Source organism: Stenotrophomonas sp. YAU14A_MKIMI4_1, assembly GCF_003086855.1.
Taxonomy (GTDB): Bacteria; Pseudomonadota; Gammaproteobacteria; order Xanthomonadales; family Xanthomonadaceae; genus Stenotrophomonas.
In genome coordinates, this window is the sequence record NZ_CP025998.1 from 3,256,025 (window position 1) to 3,271,950 (window position 15,926).

A 15,926-nucleotide genomic window follows, 5' to 3' on the forward strand; every position below is an offset into this window, starting at 1 on the left:
CTTTGGCAGTTTTTGCCAAGTCAGTGTGCGCCCCACCCTGGTGTCGGACAAGCCCGCCCCCGACCGGCGGGGGCAGGCATTCAGCCCGGCCTCACGCCACCTTGGCGCCTTCCAGGAAGTCCTGTGCGAAGCGCTGCAGCACGCCACCGGCCTCGTAGATCGCCACTTCCTCGTCGCTGTCCAGGCGGCACGTAACCGGCACCACCACGTCCTGGCCGTCGCGGCGGTGGATGACCAGGGTCAGGTCGGCGCGCGGGGTGCGCTCGCCCACCACGTCGAAGGTCTCGGTGCCGTCGATGCCCAGGGTCAGGCGGGTGGTGCCCGGCTTGAACTCCAGCGGCAGCACGCCCATGCCGATCAGGTTGGTACGGTGAATCCGCTCGAAGCCCTCGGCCACGATCGCTTCCACGCCGGCCAGGCGCACGCCCTTGGCGGCCCAGTCACGCGAGCTGCCCTGGCCGTAGTCGGCACCGGCGATGATGATCAGCGGCTGCTTGCGGTCCATGTAGGTTTCAATGGCCTCCCACATGCGCATCACCTTGCCTTCCGGCTCCACCCGCGCCAGCGAACCCTGCTTCACGCTGCCGTCGTCGTTGCGCACCATTTCGTTGAACAGCTTCGGGTTGGCGAAGGTGGCGCGCTGTGCGGTCAGATGGTCGCCACGGTGGGTGGCGTAGGAATTGAAGTCCTCTTCCGGCAGGCCCATCTTCGCCAGGTATTCGCCGGCGGCGCTGGAGGCCAGGATCGCATTGGACGGCGACAGGTGGTCGGTGGTGATGTTGTCCGGCAGCACAGCCAGCGCGCGCATGCCCGCCAGCGTGCGCTCACCAGCCAGCGCGCCCTCCCAGTACGGCGGGCGGCGGATGTAGGTGCTCTGCGGGCGCCAGTCGTACAGCGGGCTGACCGCCGCGCCATGCTCCACGCGCACGTTGAACATCGGGTTGTAGACCTTGCGGAACTGCTCGGGCTTCACCGAGGCCTTCACCACGGCATCGATCTCGGCATCGCTCGGCCAGATGTCCTTCAGGCGGACTTCGTTGCCTTCGGCATCCACGCCCAGCACATCCTTTTCGATATCGAAGCGCACGGTGCCGGCGATGGCGTAGGCGATCACCAGCGGTGGCGAGGCCAGGAAGGCCTGCTTGGCATACGGGTGGATGCGGCCATCGAAGTTGCGGTTGCCCGACAGCACAGCGGTCGCGTACAGGTCGCGATCGATGATTTCCTGCTGGATCTTCGGGTCCAGCGCGCCACTCATGCCGTTGCAGGTGGTGCAGGCGAAGGCCACGATGCCGAAGCCCAGCTGTTCCAGGTCGGGCAGCAGGCCGGATTCTTCCAGGTACAGCTGCACCGCCTTCGACCCCGGTGCCAGCGACGACTTCACCCACGGCTTGCGCTGCAGGCCGCGTGCATTGGCGTTGCGCGCCAGCAGCGCCGCGGCGATCACGTTGCGCGGGTTGGAGGTATTGGTGCAGCTGGTGATGGCCGCGATGATCACCGCGCCATCGGGCATCAGGCCCTGCGCCTGTTCGCCACGGCCCGCCGCCAGCTTGGCTTCATCGGCGATGCCGCGCTCGGCCAGCTCGGCGGTGGCCACACGCTTGTGCGGGTTGCTCGGCCCGGCCATGTTGCGCACCACGCTGGACAGGTCGAAACGCAGCACGCGCTCGTACTGGGCAGTGACCAGGTCGTCGGCCCACAGGCCGGTGGTGCGCGCGTAATTCTCCACCAGCGCTACCTGCGACTCCTCGCGACCGGTCAGGCGCAGGTAGTCGGTGGTCTGCGCATCGATGTAGAACATCGCCGCGGTGGCACCATACTCGGGGCACATGTTGGAAATGGTGGCGCGGTCACCGATGGTCAGTGCCGCAGCGCCTTCGCCATAGAATTCAAGCCAGGCGCCGACCACGCGTTCCTTGCGCAGGAACTCGGTCAGTGCCAGCACCACGTCGGTAGCGGTGATGCCCGGCTGCGGCTTGCCGGTCAGTTCCACGCCGATGATGTCCGGCAGGCGCATCCACGAGGCGCGGCCCAGCATCACGTTCTCCGCTTCCAGGCCGCCTACGCCAATGGCGATCACGCCCAGCGCGTCCACGTGCGGGGTGTGGCTGTCGGTGCCCACGCAGGTATCGGGGAAGGCCACGCCGTCCTGCACATAGACCACCGGCGACATCTTCTCCAGGTTGATCTGGTGCATGATGCCATTGCCCGGCGGAATCACGTCCACGTTCTGGAACGCCAGCTTGGTCCAGTCGATGAAGTGGAAGCGGTCTTCGTTGCGGCGGTCTTCGATGGCGCGGTTCTTCTCGAACGCCTGCGGATCGAACCCACCACACTCCACCGCCAGCGAGTGATCGACGATCAGCTGCACCGGCACCACCGGATTCACCTTGGCCGGATCGCCGCCCTTGTCGGCGATCGCATCGCGCAGGCCGGCCAGATCGACCAGGGCGGTCTGCCCCAGGATGTCATGGCAGACCACGCGCGCCGGGAACCACGGGAAATCCAGATCGCGGCGGCGTTCGATCAGCTGCTTCAGCGAATCGACCAGGGTGGCCGGCTCGCAGCGGCGCACCAGGTTTTCAGCCAGCACACGCGAGGTGTACGGCAGCGTGGCGTAGGCGCCGGGCTGGATGGCATCGACGGCGGCGCGCGCGTCGAAATAGTCCAGCGTGCTGCCGGGAAGGTTCTTGCGGTAGTCGGTATTCATGGGCTGGCGGAATGCTTGGGGCGGGCCGGGTGCCGGCGATGCGGCGGCGAAATCACCCGGCCGGCAACGGGCCGGCCGGGTGCAGACAGCAGGTGGATCAGGCGCGCTTGTCGATGGCGACGAACTCGCGGTCTTCCGGGCCGATGTAGTTGGCACTCGGGCGGATGATCTTGCCGTCGATGCGCTGTTCGACGATGTGCGCGCTCCAGCCGGCGGTGCGGGCGATCACGAACAGGGGGGTGAACATGGCCGTCGGCACGCCCATCATGTGGTAGCTGACCGCGCTGAACCAGTCCAGGTTCGGGAACATCTTCTTGATGTCCCACATCACCGATTCCAGGCGCTCGGCGATGTCGTACATCTTCATGCTGGACTGCTCTTCGGACAGCTCGCGGGCCACGTCCTTGATGACCTTGTTGCGCGGGTCGGACACGGTGTAGACCGGGTGGCCGAAACCGATCACCACTTCCTTGCGCTCGACGCGGGCCTTGATGTCTTCCTCGGCTTCATCCGGGCTGTCGTAGCGCTTCTGCACTTCGAAGGCCACTTCATTGGCGCCGCCATGCTTGGGGCCGCGCAGCGCGCCGATGCCACCGCAGATCGCGCTGTACATGTCGCTGCCGGTACCGGCGATGACACGGCAGGTGAAGGTGGAGGCGTTGAACTCGTGCTCGGCGTACAGGATCAGCGAGGTGTGCATCGCACGCACCCACGAATCCTGCGGCTTCTCGCCGTGCAGCAGGTGCAGGAAGTGGCCACCGATGGAGTCGTCGTCGGTTTCCACGTCGATGGCGCGGCCGTTGTGGCTCCAGTGGTACCAGTACAGCAGCATCGAGCCCAGGCAGGCCATCAGCTTGTCGGCGATGTCACGCGCGCCCGGATGGTTGTGGTCATCCTTTTCCGGCGCCACGCAGCCAAGCACCGATACACCGGTGCGCATCACGTCCATCGGGTGGGCCGACGGCGGCAGTTCTTCCAGCGCGGCCTTCACCGCGGCCGGAATGCCGCGCAGCGACTTCAGCTTGGCCTTGTACGAGACCAGTTCGGCGCGGGTCGGCAGCTTGCCGTGCACCAGCAGGTAGGCGATTTCCTCGAACTCGCTGGTGTTGGCCAGGTCCAGGATGTCATAGCCGCGGTAGTGCAGGTCGTTGCCACTGCGGCCCACGCTGCACAGCGCGGTGTTGCCGGCGGCGGTGCCGGACAGGGCGACGGACTTCTTCGGCTTGAAGGTCGGGGTTGCGGTCGTATCGTTCATGTTTTCCCTCCGAAAACTGATGGTGCAGGGTACTGCTTATTTCTTGGCGGCGAACAGGGCGTCGAGCTGCTGTTCGAAGGCGTGGTAACCGATGCGGTCATACAGCTCTTCACGGGTCTGCATGGCGTCGACCACGTTGCGCTGGTGGCCATCGCGGCGCACCGACTCATAGACGTTCTCGGCAGCCTTGTTGGCGGCACGGAAGGCCGACAGCGGGAACAGCTGGATGGCCACGCCGGCCGAGGCCAGTTCGTCGCGGCTGAACAGCGGGGTGGCCCCGAATTCAGTGATGTTGGCCAGCACCGGCACCTTCACCGCATCGACGAAGCGGCGGTAGGTGTCCAAGTCGTAGGCGGCCTCGGCGAAGATGCCGTCGGCGCCGGCCTCGACGCAGGCGATGGCGCGTTCGATGGCCTTGTCCACGCCGTCCACCTGGATGGCGTCGGTACGCGCGATCAGGAAGAAATCCGGATCGGTCTTGGCATCGGCGGCGGCCTTCACCCGGTCGACCATTTCACCCTGCGAGACGATTTCCTTGCCCGGGCGGTGGCCGCAGCGCTTGGCACCGACCTGGTCTTCGATATGGCAGGCGGCCGCACCAGCCTTGATCAACGACTTCACCGTGCGCGCGATGTTGAAGGCGCTCGGGCCGAAGCCGGTATCGATATCCACCATCAGCGGCAGGTCGCAGACATCGGTGATGCGGCGCACGTCGATCAGCACGTCTTCCAGGGTATTGATGCCCAGGTCCGGCAGGCCCAGCGAGCCGGCGGCCACGCCGCCGCCGGACAGGTAGATGGCGCGGAAGCCGGCGCGCTTGGCCAGCAGCGCATGGTTGGCGTTGATCGCGCCGATCACCTGCAGCGGCGATTCGGCAGCCAGGGCCTGGCGGAAGCGGGCACCGGCGGAAGCAGGGGTGGAAGCAGTCATGCGGCAGTCCAGTAGATAAGTCGAGGGTACAGGCGCAAACACCGTGCCAAGGTGCAAGCCATTGATTTCAAACGGGTGACTGCGGCCGCAAGATGAAACATATGAAACATTGAAACGGGGGTATCATGAAACATCCACCGTGACGGCCGCGCCATGTACCTGCCCCGCTCGCCCCTGCCCCCTGTCGATGCCGACCGCCCGGTGATCTGGACCGTCAGCGTTTCGCGCCTGACCGGCCTGCTCGGCGATGTCATTCCCGAATTCGACCGCCGCGCGCGCATCGAACAGATCAACCTCGGCTTCGAGGAGGCGGTGGAGGTGATCGGCCAGCGCCTGCGCCGCGAGCATTGCGACGTGGTCATTGCCGGTGGCTCGAACGCGGCCTGGCTGCGCGGCCGCCTGGATCTGCCGCTGGTGCCGATCCAGGCCAACGGCTTCGACCTGATGGAAGCGCTGGCGCGGGCGCGGCGCATCGCCAGCCGCATCGGGCTGGTCACCCACGCCAGCGACGTGCCGGTGTTCAGCAACTTCCAGCACAGCTTCGGGCTGGACATCGAGCACCGCCGCTTCGTCACCCGCGAGGACGCGCGCGACTGCATCGCCGATCTGCGCGCCAACGGCATCGAGGTGATCGTGGGCACCGGCATGGCCATCGACCACGCCGAACAGATGGGCCTGCCCGGCGTGCTGCTGTACTCGGCCGACTCGGTGCGGCAGGCCTTCGAGCATGCGCTGGAACTGACCCAGGCCCTGGCCCGTTCCGGTGGCGCCCGCCCCGCGCCGCGCCGGCGTGCAACGGCGCGCAGCGAGGCGCACGAGCTGCTGGGTGACAGCGATGCGATGGCACAGGTACGTGCACAGATTGCGCTGTATGCGCCCCACGACAGCACCGTACTGGTGACCGGCGAGACCGGCACCGGCAAGGAACTGGTGGCGCGCCAGCTGCACGCCGCCAGCGGCCGCCGCGGTCGTTTCGTAGCACTGAACTGCGGAGCCATCAGCGAATCACTGCTGGAGTCGGAACTGTTCGGTTACAGCGATGGTGCGTTCACCGGCGCACGCCGGGGCGGCCGCGTGGGCCTGGTGGAAGCGGCCGATGGTGGCACCTTGTTCCTGGATGAAATCGGGGAACTGCCGCTGCCCCTGCAGACGCGGCTGCTGCGGGTGCTGGAAGAACGCGAAGTGCTGCGCGTGGGCGCCACCGAGCCCACCTCGGTTGACCTGCGCGTGGTGGCCGCCACCCTGCAGTCGCTGGAACAGCGCGCGGCCGCAGGCAGCTTCCGTCGTGATCTCTATTACCGCCTGGCCGCACTGCGCATTGCCCTGCCCCCCCTGCGCGCGCGCCGCAGCGATGTGCCACTGCTGGTCCAGCACTTCTTCCGCCAGTTGCGCGGCATCGATGCGCCGTTGGCCGAGGACGCCATGACCGTGCTTACCACCGCCGGCTGGCCCGGCAACGTGCGCGAGCTTCGCAACCTGGTGGATCGCCTGCGCATCCACTGGCAGCCGGGCGAAGGGCTGATCGACGCTACGCGCCTGCTGCAGCTGGCGCCGGAGCTGGTGCACGAAGGCATACCGGCGCTGCCACTGGAAAGCAACGGCAAGCGCCCGCCCCGCGCCCAGCTGGAAGGCCTGCTGCAGGAACACCGCAACGACCGCGAAGGCCTGGCCCAGGCACTGGGTGTATCGCGCACCACGCTGTGGCGCTGGCTGCGCGCAGAGGGTTTGTAGAGTCGAGCTTGCTCGACTTATCGAAGACCCGAGACGCTCCTTTGCCGTCCCCACCGCGCTTCGACGGCCAACCGGCCACTGCCGGCCGAGGCAATCCACAACAGCAACATACCCAACGCAACTTCGCTCAGATAGAAGAACCAGCTCAACCAATCCAGCACGCCCATCCCCGCCGGAATCCGTGCAATGCCATCGGTCAGCGCCGCCACCGCGCATATCGCCGCGAGCATCAGGGCCGAGGGGCGGCTCAGAACCCCCAGTACCAGCAGACCGCCAGCAATCCATTCACCTGTGCCCAGCACTGGCGCACTGAACACCGGAAACGGAATACCTGCCTCGACCAGCGTATGCACCATACGCTCGCGCCCCTCGTCGGTGAACACCTTGTTCCAGCCGGACACGCTGAACATCACCCCCGCCACGATGCGTGCTGAAAGCAGCAGCAGACCTTCAATACCACCGCGCGGGGACGGCACGGCAAACAGACAGCGCCAGGACGGCATGGCAACTCCGGAGCAGGGAACATCATCCCGAGTGTGCCGAGTCGCGGCCATCTCGGAGATGAAGCTGGCCGGTCCATTGGCGACATCTTGTTCCCTGCAGAACCGCAGAGGTGCGAGAGGAACCGAATGATCAATGCTGTACCCGTTCCCAGAGGATTCCGCATTCGCGCCTGTGCACGACGGAGACCCACCAGCACTCCCGCACGACTGTATATGCTCGAAAATTCTGCTCGTTGATGGAAGCTGCGGCCAGCGCATGCTCGCGGATGGAACGAACTGCCAAATGGCTCACACCAGACTGCACCGGCACGCGATATCAATCAGAACCATGACGTTCAAGAAATCACTCCGCCAATCCCGATGAAAGGACGTCATATCCACGCACACCCTGACAATCGATAAGGAAATCCAGTGAAAACCTCATCCGGATCACGCAACATCCTGACTGCAACCGTCACCCTGCTTGCAGCATCTGCGATATTCAATCTGAACGCAGCGACTCAGGACAGGGACATGGTTTCTGAGAAGTACGCAGACACTTACAGGACGTCCACCGAAGAGGCGACACAACGACTCGCCGCGTCGAGAGACGCCGGTCGACTGCAGCAACGCATCGCGACGGAAAACCCGGAAACGTTCGCAGGCCTCTACATCGAGCACTCGCCCGAATTCCAAATCGTCGTGCTGTTCACCAAAGTTCCAGAGCGAAATCTAGCCAGGTATACGCAGAGCAGATTGTATTCCGCGAGAGTCGCGCCACGCTCCCTTGAAACGCTACGGGCGGCACAAGAAAAAATGGGCGAACAGCTGTCGAAATCGGGGGTGCGTTTCGAAAGCGGAATCGACATCAGAATGTCGGAAGTCCAGCTCCGGGTATTGGATGGCAGAAGAGCGAGAGAGGTGCTGGCAAACCTCCTTGCTGCAACAGACTTCATCAGGATCCATGAAACAACGGGATTACCCCAACCAACGGCACTGATTGGCGGAACCAAGGTAAGCGGCCCCAGAAATCACTGCACCATGGGAGTCAACGTCGTAGAGCACGACACGCGGGAACTGGGGATCGTAACGGCCGGGAATCGCGACAACAATCTGACGTACTCGAACCCCACCCTACAGCCGGTCACGGCCCTCTTGGCAGATAGGACGGGCTCGTAGAGTCGAGCTTGCTCGACTGCCCAGGCAGTCGAACAAGCTCGACTCTACAAAGGCGGCCCCGCCCCCTGTCCGGTTGCGCACGCAACCTGCGTAGGGCTATCGGCATAGGGGGGAAGCCTGATGAGCCACGCCGTACCGGGTCCGCGCCAGTTCCGCATCCGCGTCCATATCACCGCGCTGACCATGACCTGCATGGCCCTGGTCGCCGCACTGCTGATCGGCTGGGGCGTGATTGCCACCTACCAGCGCCTGGGCGCGGATGCCCGGCAGCGCGCCCTGCGCGATACCACCCTGCTGGCCGAACAGTTGCGCCTGCAGTTTGCCCCGGCACAGGTGGCGCTGGGCCAGATCGGCGCCGGCCAGCTGCCCGCCCTGGCCGACGAACGCAGCCGCCTGGACCATGCCGCGCCGCTGCTGGCCGCACTGCGCGCGGCGCCGGTGGCAGCCTCGGTGTACGTGGCCTACCCCAATGGCGATCTGCTGCTGGCCCGATCACTGGCGGTGCCGGCCGTGCGCGAAAGCGTGGCGGCGCCCAGTACTGCCGACATGCTGCTGCAGACGCTCAGCCAACAGGTCGACGGCACGCGCGTGGCACGCTTCCACTTCCTGGATGCGCAAGGCCAGCCGCTGCCGACACGCCCATGGCCCAGCCATGACTTCGATCCGCGCCAGCGCAGCTGGTACCAGCAGGCGTGGCAGCGCCCGGGCAGCGTGCATGTCTCGGTGCCGTATCGCTTTGCCACCACCGGCCGCATGGGCGTCACGCTCAGTGAACGCGCCACCACCGCCGACGCCGTGGTCGGCGTAGATGTGGCACTGGACGATCTGGCCCAGGTGCTGGCCACGCTGCGGGCAACACCGGGTACCGAGCTGGCCCTGCTGCACGGCAACGGCGAGATCGTTGCCAGCACGTTGGCCGCGCCAGCAGGCCACACCCCGCTGGCGCAGGCCCAGGCACGCGCCACGCACAGCGGCCTGCCCGTGCAGTTCAACACCGCAGGTCGCACCTGGATCGGGTTGCGCTCGCGACTGCAGACCGGGCACGGGCAGACGTTCGATCTGCTGGAAGCGCTGCCCATGGACGAGCTGGCGGCCGACGCGCGCCACCGTGCCGCGCAGACGCTGGGCCTGGCGCTGTTGCTGACCCTGCTGCTGTTGCCGCTGGGCTGGCTGGCCGGGCGTGCCCTGGGCCGCAGTCTGGTCGGCCTGCGCGAACGCAGCCTGCGTATTGCCCGCTTCGATTTCACCGGCGCGCCCCTGCCTGCCAGCCGCGTGCGCGAGGTGAGCGAGCTGTCTCAGGCCATCCAGCATATGGGCGGCACGATCGCCGCTTTCCTGGACCTGACCGAATGCCTGGCCACCGAGCCGCAGATGGAGCGCATGCTGCAGCGGGTGCTGGAGCAGATGGTCAAGGCCACCCAATCGCGCGCGGCGGCGGTCTATCTTCCAGACGCACCCACCAGTGCCCTGCATCGCGCGGCCCAGGTGGGCACGCTGCACACGCCCTTGCCTGCGCACATCGCGTGGCCGACCGACGACGTGCACGACCACCCGCCGGCCGGACAACTGCGGCTGCCGCTGCGCGGCCGGCAGGGCAACCTGCAGGGACTACTGGTCCTGGAACACCCCACCGATGCCGCCCACGACGACGCCGCTTTCCTGCAGTTCACCCAGCGCCTGTCGGGCATGCTGGCGGTGGCCATCGAGACCCGCCAGTTGTCCGAGGCGCAACGGCTGTTGTTCGAGGCACTCATCCGCCTGCTGGCCGATGCGATCGATGCCAAGAGCCCCTACACCGGCGCCCACTGCGAGCGCGTGCCACAGATGGCCATCGAGCTGGCCGAGCACCTGCACCAGGCCGATGATGGGCGCTACGCCGCGTTCCGCATGAGCGAGGGCGAGCGTGAAGCGTTCCGGCTTGGCGCCTGGCTGCACGACTGCGGCAAGGTCATCAGCCCCGAGCACATCGTGGACAAGGCGACCAAGCTGGAGGTCATCCGCAACCGCATCCACGAGGTGCGCCTGCGCTTCGAGATCCTGTGGCGCGATGCGGAACTTTCCGCCGCACGTGGCGAAACCACTGCAGCCCAGCTCGCCAGCCGAAAGCAGCAGCTGCAGGATGATTTCGCATTCGTGGCCGGCTGCAACCTGGGCGGCGAGTTCATGGCCGACGAAGCCATCGCGCGCTTGCAGGCCATCGGCCAGCAACCCTGGCAGCGCCACTTCGACGACCGCCTGGGCCTGTCGGCCGCCGAGCTTCGCCATCTGCAAACCCAGCGCCCGCAGGCTCCGCCCCTGCCGGCTGCAGCCACCCTGCTGCAGGACCTGCCCGAGCACCGCGTGCCGTGGGGCAGTGAGCGCCCGGCGGTGGAAGCAGGCGACCCGCGCAACACGCTGGGTTTCAACATGGAACTGCCCCCGTGCCAGCAGAACATCGGCGAGCTGTACAACCTGGGCATCCGCCGCGGCACGCTCACCGACGAAGACCGCTTCCGCATCAACAACCACATTGTGCAGACCTACGTGATGCTGAAGGCCCTGCCCTGGCCGCCGGGCCTGGAACAGGTGCCGGAGCTGGCCGCCACCCATCATGAGCGGCTGGACGGCAAGGGTTATCCGCGGCGCCTGCCCGGCGACCAGCTGGGGTTGCTGGACCGGGTGATGGCACTGTGCGACGTGTTCGAGGCACTCACCGCCGCTGACCGCCCTTACAAGCCGGCCAAGCCGCTCAGCGAAACGCTGCGCATCATGGCCCTGATGTGCAACGAGCAGCATCTGGATGCGGAACTGTTCCGCTACTTCCTGCGCAGCCGGCTGTGGGATGTATTTGCCGAGCGTTTCATGACGGCAGCACAGCGCGACCGTGTGGACTTGGAGGCGCTGGAGGGACTGCTGACAGCCCCGCGGTAGGTGTCGACCTGGGTCGACACAACAGAACGCCAACCAAGGTTGGCCACTACCAGAACAGCGTCGTCCCAGCGTCGCTCACGGGTACAGCAGCCGCTTGCTCCAGCGCCCTTCGGCACCCACTTCGTAGCACCAGCGCTCGTGCAGGCGGAACTGCGCGCCGTACCAGAACTCGATGCGGTCGGGCACCACGCGCAGGCCGCTCCAGCCATCCGGGCGCGGCACGTCCTGGCCTTCGAAGCGTGCCTCCACCTCGGCCACGCGCGCATCGAATTCCTCGCGGCTGGCCAACGTCCTGGACTGCAGTGACGCCCAGGCGCCGATCTGGCTCATGCGTGGGCGGCTGGCGAAATAGGCATCGGCCTCGGCATCGGCCACCGGCTCCACGCGCCCTTCAATGCGCACCTGGATGCCGGCCTCGCGCAGGCTGCGCCACAGCAACAGCAGCGCCGCCTGCGGGTTGGCCTGCAGCTCGCGGCCCTTGTGGCTGTCCAGATGCGTATAGAACACGAAGCCGCGCTCATCGAAGGCCTTCAGCAGCACGGTGCGCGCCGACGGGCGGCCCTGCGCATCGGCGGTGGCCACGGTCATCGCATTGGGCTCGACCTCACGGCTCTGCTTGGCCTCCTCGAACAGAGCGGCAAAGGTGGACAGGGCTTCGGCGTAAAGGTCGCTCATGGTTCGCTTCTTCTCACTCGGATTGGGCTATTGTGGCGGCATGGTTGCTGCTGCGTACATGCCCGTGGTGAAAGGATTCCCCGAAACGCTTGCCGAGCAGGCGCTGGATGACGCGCTGGCCAGTACTGCCACGGTGCCAGTATTGGCCATCAGTGGCGTGCAGGGGAGCGGCAAATCGACGCTGGCCGCACAGGTGGTGGCGCGCGCCCGGTCACGCGGCCTGAACGCGGCGGCCCTGTCCATCGACGATGTCTACCTGACCCGCGCGCAGCGCCAGCGCCTGGCCCGCCAGGTGCATCCGCTGCTGATCACCCGCGGCCCGCCCGGCACCCACGACCTGCCGCTGGCGCACGCAGTGCTCGATGCGGTGGCCGCGCGCCAGCCGCTGGCGCTGCCGCGCTTCGACAAGCTGGCCGATGAGCGCCTGCCCGAAGCGCAGTGGTCGGCGCTGGACGCACCGCTGGACCTGCTGGTGTTCGAAGGCTGGTTCCTGGGCACGCCCGCGCAGACCGAAGCCGAGCTGGACCGCCCCTTGAACGCGCTGGAGCAGGAGGCCGACCCCGACGGGCGCTGGCGGCGCTGGTGCAACCAGGCCCTGGCCGACCACTACCCCGCGCTGTGGCAGCGCTGTGACCGCCTGTGGTTCCTGCAGCCGCCGGATTTCTCGGTGGTTCCGCGCTGGCGCTGGCAGCAGGAGCAGAACCTGCAGGCGGCGCAGCCCGGTCGCCATGGCATGACCCGCCCGCAGCTGGAGCGCTTCGTGCAGTACTACGAGCGGGTCAGCCGCCAGGCGCTGCGCGCCCTGCCCGCGCTGGCCGACCACGTGGTGCAGCTGGACGGGCAACGGCAGGTGCAGGCCGTGCGCTGACAGCGCCGCGCGGATGCTTCCAACCGCAACCATCGTGCCGGGCCCGGGGCGTGAAGGTGTTAGCATCACAGGGCATGAATCCTGCTCCGAACCTGATCCTGATCGGCCCGATGGGCGCCGGCAAAACCTGCATCGGCCGCCGCCTGGCCGAACGCTTCACGCTGCACTTCGTGGACGTGGACCAGGCCATCGTCGATACCGCCGGCGCCAGCATTCCGACCATTTTCGAGCACTCCGGCGAAGCCGGCTTCCGCGCCCATGAACGCCAGGCCCTGGCCCAGGTACTGGCTGGCCAGGGCCAGCTGGTATCCACCGGCGGCGGCGCCGTGCTGGACCCGGACAACCGCGCCCTGATCGCCCAGCGCGGCTTCGTGGTGCACCTGCATGTGAGCGTGGCGGCCCAGCTGGAACGGCTGGCCCGCGACAAGGGGCGCCCGCTGCTGCAGCGCCCGGACCGTGAACAGGTACTGCACGACCTGGCCGCCGTGCGCGACCCGCTGTACCACGCGCTGGCCGACATCACGCTTGACACCGACCCGTACACCGCCGCCGATGCGACCGCCCAGCTTGTCGTCAAGCTGGCCGCGCAATGGCAGCGCCAGGACCTGAACGCATGACCACCCCTTCCCTGCTGCAGGTTGCCGTTGCCGGCGACCGTCCCTACACCATCACCATCGGCGCCGGCGCCCAGGCCGACGGCGCTGCGCTGGCCTCGCACGTGCGCGGCCGCCACGTGCTGCTGCTCAGCGACAGCGAGGTGGCCCCGCTGTACCTGGCTGCCCTGCGCGAGGCCCTGCTGGCCGCGCGCCCGGACCTGATCGTGGGCGAACACGTGCTGGCCGCCGGCGAAGCATCCAAGACCCTGGCCGAATTCGGCCGCGCCATCGAAGCACTGGCCGCGCTGGGTGCCACCCGCGATGCCTGCGTGTTTGCCCTGGGCGGCGGCGTGGTCGGCGACCTGGCCGGCTTCGCCGCGGCCTGCTGGATGCGGGGCGTGGACTGCGTGCAGCTGCCCACCACCCTGCTGGCGATGGTCGATTCGTCGGTGGGCGGCAAGACCGCGGTGGATATTCCGGCCGGCAAGAACCTGGTCGGCGCCTTCCACCCGCCGCGCGCAGTGATTGCCGATACCCGCGTGCTGGCCACGCTGCCGCCGCGCGAACTGCGCGCGGGCCTGGCCGAAGTGGTGAAGTACGGTGCGCTGGGCGATGCGGTGTTCTTTGAATGGCTTCAGCAGCACGCCGAGGCGCTGGTGGCCGGTGAGCAGGGCGTGCTGGCCGAGGCCATCGCACGCAGCTGCCGGCACAAGGCCGCCATCGTCGAACGCGACCCCTTCGAGAAGGGCGAGCGTGCGCTGTTGAACCTGGGCCACACCTTCGGCCACGCCATCGAGACCGAGCAGGGCTACTCGGCGCCCGGCCGCGACGCCCTGAACCACGGTGAGGCGGTGGCAGTGGGCATGGTGCTGGCCGCGCGGCTTTCCGCCGACCTGGGCCTGGCCGACGATGCCGACCGCGTGCGCCTGCAGGCGCTGCTGGAACGGCTGGGGCTTCCGGTGGCCATTCCCGCCGGGCTGGACCCGCAGGCCCTGCTGGGCCGCATGCGGCTGGACAAGAAGAACGTGGCCGGCCGCCTGCGTCTGGTGCTGTGGCGGGGCATGGGCCGCGCCGAAGTGGTGCCGGACGTGGATGAAGCGGCGGTGCTGAAGGTGCTGGGCGCGGGCTGAGCGGGTCCATGTTCACCGGGCATGGCCCGGCGCTGCCCAGCGGGCGTTGCGGCAGGGCTCACCCCTGCCCCGCTACAATCGGCCCATGCATGTCTACCTGCAACATCCCGATGCCGGTGCGCAGGCACCGCGTTTCCTGCGCCTGACCCTGCTGCCGGACCTGTTCGGCGGCTGGGAACTGCTGCGTGAGAGCGGCCGCGTCGGTGCGCGCTCGCAGCTGCGGCGCGAGCTGTTCCTGCAGGCCGATGAAGCCCGCCATGCCTTCGACAAGGCCCGCGATGCCGAACTGCATCGCGGCTTCCAGATTCTTTCGCACGGCGATTGAGCCGCTGCCCCTCTTCGCCCAAGGAATGCCCATCGTGACCAGCCCCCTTCGCAACGATCGCCTGCTGCGCGCCCTTCGCCGTGAACCGGTGGACTGCACCCCCGTCTGGCTGATGCGCCAGGCCGGCCGCTACCTGCCGGAATACCGCGCGACCCGGGCCAAGGCCGGCAGCTTCCTGGGCATGGCCAAGAACCCGGAAATCGCCTGCGAAGTGACCCTGCAGCCGCTGCGCCGCTTCCCGCTGGATGCGGCCATCCTGTTCTCGGACATCCTGACCATTCCCGATGCGATGGGCCTGGAGCTGTACTTCGTCGAGGGCGAAGGCCCGAAGTTCCGCCATCCGGTGCGTGACGAGGCCGCCATTGCCAAGCTGGCCGTGCCGGACATGGAACAGGACCTGGGCTACGTGATGGATGCGGTGCGCCTGATCCGCCGCGAACTGGACGGCCAGGTGCCGCTGATCGGCTTCTCCGGCAGCCCGTGGACGTTGGCCTGTTACATGGTGGAAGGCGGCGGCAGCAAGGATTTCGCGCGCATCAAGGCGATGGCGCTGAACCACCCGCAGGCCCTGCACCGCCTGCTGGAGGTGACCACCGAGGCGGTGATCGCCTACCTGGGCGCGCAGCGTGCCGCCGGTGCGCAGGCCCTGCAGGTGTTCGACACCTGGGGCGGCGTGCTTTCGCCGGCCATGTACCGCGAATTCTCGCTGCGCTACCTGCAGCGCATTGCCGAAGGCCTGGAGCGCGGCGAAGGCAGCGAGCGCACGCCGCTGATCCTGTTCGGCAAGGGCACCGGCCTGCATCTGGAGGCGCTGTCGCAGACCGGTGCCGATGCACTGGGGCTGGACTGGACGCTGGACCTGGACGAGGCCCTGCGCCGCACCGGCGGCCGGGTTGCCCTGCAGGGCAACCTGGACCCGACCACGCTGTACGCCTCGCCCGATGCGATCGCTGCCGCGGCCGCGCGCGTGCTGGACACCTACGCCGCCGGCAACGGCGGTTCGCGCGAGGGCCACGTGTTCAACCTGGGCCATGGCATGTCGCCGGACATGGATCCGGCGCACGTGCAGGTGCTGGTGGACGCGGTACACAGCCACAGCCGCCGCTGATCGTGTCAAATACGTCACGGTGCGACG

At 67.5% G+C, this 15,926-nt stretch carries 13 protein-coding genes; 8 read left to right on the forward strand and 5 right to left on the reverse strand.

The window, feature by feature from the left end; genetic code table 11:
• Nucleotides 1–91: 91 nt before the first annotated feature.
• The 3 genes from acnD to prpB all read right to left on the reverse strand — a co-directional run bounded on the left by acnD (nt 92) and on the right by prpB (nt 4,895).
• Nucleotides 92–2,710 (reverse strand): Fe/S-dependent 2-methylisocitrate dehydratase AcnD, encoded by a 2,619-nt coding sequence (acnD, locus tag C1931_RS14975; RefSeq protein WP_108756902.1) that lies wholly within the window; start codon nt 2,708–2,710, stop codon nt 92–94.
• A 97-nt stretch (nt 2,711–2,807) separates the two neighbouring features.
• On the reverse strand, nt 2,808–3,965 hold the full coding sequence (gene prpC, locus C1931_RS14980) for a 2-methylcitrate synthase (RefSeq protein WP_108753844.1): 1,158 nt from the start codon (nt 3,963–3,965) through the stop codon (nt 2,808–2,810).
• 36 nt (nt 3,966–4,001) lie between these two features.
• Nucleotides 4,002–4,895, reverse strand: coding sequence for a methylisocitrate lyase (gene prpB / locus C1931_RS14985; protein WP_108756903.1), 894 nt, complete (start codon nt 4,893–4,895; stop codon nt 4,002–4,004).
• A 153-nt stretch (nt 4,896–5,048) separates the two neighbouring features.
• Here prpB and prpR point away from each other — a divergent pair, with 153 nt between their 5' ends.
• Complete coding sequence (prpR, locus tag C1931_RS14990) at nt 5,049–6,626, forward strand: propionate catabolism operon regulatory protein PrpR (RefSeq protein WP_108756904.1); 1,578 nt, start codon at nt 5,049–5,051, stop codon at nt 6,624–6,626.
• Nucleotides 6,627–6,643: 17 nt separating this feature from the next.
• Here the strand turns inward: prpR and C1931_RS14995 are convergent, their stop codons facing one another.
• A complete protein-coding gene (locus C1931_RS14995; RefSeq protein WP_108756905.1) occupies nt 6,644–7,129 on the reverse strand; it encodes a DoxX family protein in 486 nt (161 codons plus the stop codon).
• Nucleotides 7,130–7,540: 411 nt separating this feature from the next.
• Between C1931_RS14995 and C1931_RS15000 the strand changes: the two genes are divergently transcribed.
• Nucleotides 7,541–8,287, forward strand: a complete 747-nt coding sequence (locus C1931_RS15000; RefSeq protein WP_159095508.1) for a hypothetical protein — start codon at nt 7,541–7,543, stop codon at nt 8,285–8,287.
• Nucleotides 8,288–8,407: 120 nt separating this feature from the next.
• Nucleotides 8,408–11,197: an HD domain-containing phosphohydrolase gene (locus tag C1931_RS15005; RefSeq protein WP_108756907.1), complete on the forward strand. Its 2,790-nt coding sequence runs from the start codon at nt 8,408–8,410 to the stop codon at nt 11,195–11,197.
• A gap of 75 nt (nt 11,198–11,272) precedes the next feature.
• Here the strand turns inward: C1931_RS15005 and pdxH are convergent, their stop codons facing one another.
• The gene (gene pdxH / locus C1931_RS15010; RefSeq protein ID WP_108756908.1) at nt 11,273–11,872 is read right to left on the reverse strand and encodes a pyridoxamine 5'-phosphate oxidase; all 600 of its coding nucleotides are present in this window, start codon (nt 11,870–11,872) and stop codon (nt 11,273–11,275) included.
• 40 nt (nt 11,873–11,912) lie between these two features.
• Between pdxH and C1931_RS15015 the strand changes: the two genes are divergently transcribed.
• The 5 genes from C1931_RS15015 to hemE all read left to right on the forward strand — a co-directional run bounded on the left by C1931_RS15015 (nt 11,913) and on the right by hemE (nt 15,899).
• Nucleotides 11,913–12,740: a kinase gene (locus tag C1931_RS15015; protein ID WP_108756909.1), complete on the forward strand. Its 828-nt coding sequence runs from the start codon at nt 11,913–11,915 to the stop codon at nt 12,738–12,740.
• A 74-nt stretch (nt 12,741–12,814) separates the two neighbouring features.
• On the forward strand, nt 12,815–13,357 hold the full coding sequence (locus C1931_RS15020; protein ID WP_108756910.1) for a shikimate kinase: 543 nt from the start codon (nt 12,815–12,817) through the stop codon (nt 13,355–13,357).
• Nucleotides 13,354–14,466, forward strand: coding sequence for a 3-dehydroquinate synthase (gene aroB / locus C1931_RS15025; RefSeq protein WP_108756911.1), 1,113 nt, complete (start codon nt 13,354–13,356; stop codon nt 14,464–14,466). Before C1931_RS15020 ends, aroB begins: the two co-directional genes overlap by 4 nt.
• A gap of 85 nt (nt 14,467–14,551) precedes the next feature.
• Nucleotides 14,552–14,791 (forward strand): WGR domain-containing protein, encoded by a 240-nt coding sequence (locus C1931_RS15030; RefSeq protein ID WP_108753853.1) that lies wholly within the window; start codon nt 14,552–14,554, stop codon nt 14,789–14,791.
• A 25-nt stretch (nt 14,792–14,816) separates the two neighbouring features.
• Nucleotides 14,817–15,899, forward strand: coding sequence for a uroporphyrinogen decarboxylase (gene hemE, locus C1931_RS15035; protein ID WP_108750768.1), 1,083 nt, complete (start codon nt 14,817–14,819; stop codon nt 15,897–15,899).
• Nucleotides 15,900–15,926 lie beyond the last annotated feature (27 nt).

What these genes read in the sequence shown, in the direction of transcription:
- acnD (WP_108756902.1), bottom strand. Translation starts at nt 2,710, where the DNA reads ATGAATACCGACTACCGCAAGAACCTTCCCGGCAGCACGCTGGACTAT.
- prpC (WP_108753844.1), bottom strand. Translation starts at nt 3,965, where the DNA reads ATGAACGATACGACCGCAACCCCGACCTTCAAGCCGAAGAAGTCCGTC.
- prpB (WP_108756903.1), bottom strand. Translation starts at nt 4,895, where the DNA reads ATGACTGCTTCCACCCCTGCTTCCGCCGGTGCCCGCTTCCGCCAGGCC.
- prpR (WP_108756904.1), top strand. Translation starts at nt 5,049, where the DNA reads ATGTACCTGCCCCGCTCGCCCCTGCCCCCTGTCGATGCCGACCGCCCG.
- C1931_RS14995 (WP_108756905.1), bottom strand. Translation starts at nt 7,129, where the DNA reads ATGCCGTCCTGGCGCTGTCTGTTTGCCGTGCCGTCCCCGCGCGGTGGT.
- C1931_RS15005 (WP_108756907.1), top strand. Translation starts at nt 8,408, where the DNA reads ATGAGCCACGCCGTACCGGGTCCGCGCCAGTTCCGCATCCGCGTCCAT.
- pdxH (WP_108756908.1), bottom strand. Translation starts at nt 11,872, where the DNA reads ATGAGCGACCTTTACGCCGAAGCCCTGTCCACCTTTGCCGCTCTGTTC.
- C1931_RS15015 (WP_108756909.1), top strand. Translation starts at nt 11,913, where the DNA reads ATGGTTGCTGCTGCGTACATGCCCGTGGTGAAAGGATTCCCCGAAACG.
- C1931_RS15020 (WP_108756910.1), top strand. Translation starts at nt 12,815, where the DNA reads ATGAATCCTGCTCCGAACCTGATCCTGATCGGCCCGATGGGCGCCGGC.
- aroB (WP_108756911.1), top strand. Translation starts at nt 13,354, where the DNA reads ATGACCACCCCTTCCCTGCTGCAGGTTGCCGTTGCCGGCGACCGTCCC.
- C1931_RS15030 (WP_108753853.1), top strand. Translation starts at nt 14,552, where the DNA reads ATGCATGTCTACCTGCAACATCCCGATGCCGGTGCGCAGGCACCGCGT.
- hemE (WP_108750768.1), top strand. Translation starts at nt 14,817, where the DNA reads ATGCCCATCGTGACCAGCCCCCTTCGCAACGATCGCCTGCTGCGCGCC.